We start from the raw sequence: 2,644 nt of genomic DNA, 5'->3' as shown, positions 1-2,644 counted from the left end.
CGGCTGCATCGTCACGTCGCTCGCCTGCTACCTCTGGACCGCGGGGCTGGTGCCGTTCATGGGGCTCGCCTTCCTGAACGGGTTCTTCACCCTGGGCTTCGCCTTCTCGTGGATGGCGATCTACCTCGCGGAGCTGTTCACCCCGGCGGTGCGGGCGACGGCGGCGAGCGTGGTCTTCAACGGCGCGCGGCTGATCGCCTGGATCTTCCCGATCCTCGCCGGGCAGATCGTGACCGCCTTCGGGGGCGTCGCCGCGGCGGCTCTGACCCTGTCGAGCGTCTACGTGATCGGCCTCGTGGTGCCGTGGTTCATGCCGGAGACGCGGGGCCGGCCGCTGCCGGAATAGATCGATCCCGGGTCCCGCCCCGCCGGCGGCCGGCGGTCCCGGGCCCGGCCAGACGCAAAGCGGCCCCCGACTCCGGTGGAGCGGGGGCCGGATCCTGCACAGGCCGCCATGGGCCCGCCCGGCCCAGGGGGCAGGGCGGAGGCCGGTCCTAGTCCTCGTCGTCCTCGTCGTGGTGCCGCCCCTTGAGCTTGGCGAAGACCGAATCGGCATCGAGCCGCTCCTCGCGGCCGCCGTGATCGTCCGCGTGCTCCCGCTCGTCCGCCTCGCGGGCCGTGGAGACCTCGGTCGGCAGCAGCGAGGCGCCGGATTCGGCCGCCACCGCGGCCGGGCGGTCGGCCGCCGCGCGCTGGACCTCGAAATCGAGGTTGATCTGGGTGGTGAGCCCGAGGGTCACCGGGTCCATCGGCTGGAGCGAGCCTGAGTTCCAGTGGGTGCGCTCGCGGATCTGCTGAATCGTCGACTTGGTGGTGCCCACCAGCCGGATGATCTGCGAATCCTTCAGCTCCGGGTGGTTGCGCAGCAGCCACAGGATGGCGTTCGGCCGGTCCTGGCGGCGGGAGAGGGGGGTGTAGCGCGGGCCCTTGGTGGTGCGCTTCACCTCCGGCAGCTTCACCTTCGAGACGGCCGGCTTCAGCTTGTAGTGCGGCGCCTTCTGGGCCTTCTCGATCTCGTCGCGGGTGAGCTGGCCGGTGGAGACCGGGTCGAGCCCCTTGATGCCGGCCGCGACCTCGCCGTCGGCGATGCCCTTCACCTCCAGCGGGTGCAGCTTGCAGAAATCGGCGATCTGCTCGAAGGCCAGCGAGGTGTTCTCGACCAGCCAGACGGCGGTCGCCTTGGGCATCAGCGGACCCTGGGACATGTCTCTCGTGCTCCGGCCTGGCGGGACGGGGGCCGGGCATCGGGCCGCGGGCTCCGGATGACCGATCCGGATGTCCCGTCTCACGCTGTCGAATGGGGATGAGGCACTATAGGCCCGGGCGGGGAGGGGCGCAATCACGGGTTCGGCGGTTCGGAGAGCCCGCCTGCGGATTCACCGGGGGCCGGGACGACCGGCCGCCCCTCAGCGCGGCCGCACCCCGTCGAGGAACAGCCGCACCGCCGCCTGCCGCCGCCGCTCCTGCGTCTCCGGATCGGTGGCGATGCCGTAGAGGGCCGCCTGGGACGACCGGCCCAGGACGAGGCTGAGGAACAGGTCGGCCGCGATCTCGGGATCCGCCACGGCGATCCGGCCGCGCCGGGCGAAGGCGTCGAGCAGCTGCGCCACGGCGCGCACGCCCCGCAGCCAGCCCTCCTCGTGGGCCAGCCGCGCCAGTTCGGGAAACTGCAGGGCCTGGGCCACGAGGTTGCGCTTGAGCATGGCCGCCCCCGGCGACTGCCCGTGGGCCAGCAGGGTGCGGCTGAGATCCTGCAGGGCGGTCTCGACGTCGTCGCTCCCGCCCTGCGCGGCCTGGGCCTCGGCGGCAGCGGAGAGCGGCGCCAGCCACGCGGCGATCCGCTCGCGCAGGACCGCCTCGAACAGGGCCCGCTTGTCGCGGTAGCGGGCATAGACCGTCGGCTTGCTCATCCCGGCGGCCTCGGCCACCGCGTCGATGGAGGTGGCGTCGAAGCCGCGCTCCAGGAACAGGGTGGTCGCCACGGCGATCAGGTGCGCCTCGCGCCGGACCGCCTCCGCGCGCGTCGGCCGGCCGCCCCGCCGCTGTCCCGCCTCCGCTCCCGCGATCTCCGTGACCGTCACCCGATTCTCCTTGCCCGAAGCCGTCCCGCGCATTATCAAAACGATACCGTACCGTTTTGATTCTGGCCAGACCCGATGGACGCACGTCGCAGCGACAGCTTCAAGAGTGCCGACCCGGTCGCGGGTGCCCCGGCGCCCGCCCCGGTCGCCGCCGCCGCGGTCCCGGCCCAGACCCCGGCCCAGGTCCCTGCGCCGGCCTCCGCATCGGCGCCGCGTCGCCGCCGCGCGCGGATCGTGCTGCCCCTCCTCGGAGTTCTCGCGCTGGGCGGCGCCGGAACCTACGGCTGGCACTGGTGGACCGTCGGCCGCTTCCTCGAGGTGACCGACGACGCCTATCTCCAGTCCGACAAGGTGACGGTGGCCCCGCGCATCGCCGGCACCGTCGCGGAGGTGCGGGTCGGCGACAACCAGCCGGTCAAGGCCGGGGACGTCATCGCCCGCCTCGACGATCGGTCCTACCGGGTCCAGCTCAAGCAGGCCGAGGCCGAGGTCGAGAAGGACAAGGCGCAGGTCCTGGGCGTCGCATCCGCGATCATCCAGCAGCAGGCGCAGGTCGCCTCGTC

4 protein-coding genes are annotated in these 2,644 nt (G+C 72.8%); 2 read left to right on the top strand and 2 right to left on the bottom strand.

Features of this window, described 5'->3' with window-relative positions:
• The coding region (locus I53_RS14990) for an MFS transporter (protein WP_043352026.1) at positions 1-346 on the top strand (346 nt) is incomplete at its 5' end.
• A gap of 148 nt (positions 347-494) precedes the next feature.
• Here the strand turns inward: I53_RS14990 and I53_RS14985 are convergent.
• Together I53_RS14985 and I53_RS14980 are read right to left on the bottom strand one after the other, a co-directional pair.
• A complete protein-coding gene (locus I53_RS14985; RefSeq protein WP_043352024.1) occupies positions 495-1,205 on the bottom strand; it encodes a DUF1013 domain-containing protein in 711 nt (236 codons plus the stop codon).
• 201 nt (positions 1,206-1,406) lie between these two features.
• Positions 1,407-2,081 (bottom strand): TetR/AcrR family transcriptional regulator, encoded by a 675-nt coding sequence (locus I53_RS14980; RefSeq protein WP_051044827.1) that lies wholly within the window; start codon positions 2,079-2,081, stop codon positions 1,407-1,409.
• Positions 2,082-2,156: 75 nt separating this feature from the next.
• Between I53_RS14980 and I53_RS14975 the strand changes: the two genes are divergently transcribed.
• On the top strand, positions 2,157-2,644 hold a 488-nt coding region (locus I53_RS14975; protein ID WP_043352023.1), incomplete at its 3' end, for a biotin/lipoyl-binding protein.

Origin of the sequence: Methylobacterium sp. B1 (assembly GCF_000333255.1) — a bacterium.
GTDB classification, from domain to species: Bacteria; Pseudomonadota; Alphaproteobacteria; order Rhizobiales; family Beijerinckiaceae; genus Methylobacterium; species Methylobacterium fujisawaense.
The sequence above is the reverse complement of the archived record's forward strand: the minus strand, read 5'-3'. Positions and strand labels throughout refer to the sequence as shown.

Excerpts from the sequence above, each read along its gene's own strand:
- I53_RS14985 (WP_043352024.1), bottom strand. The coding sequence starts at position 1,205 with ATGTCCCAGGGTCCGCTGATGCCCAAGGCGACCGCCGTCTGGCTGGTC.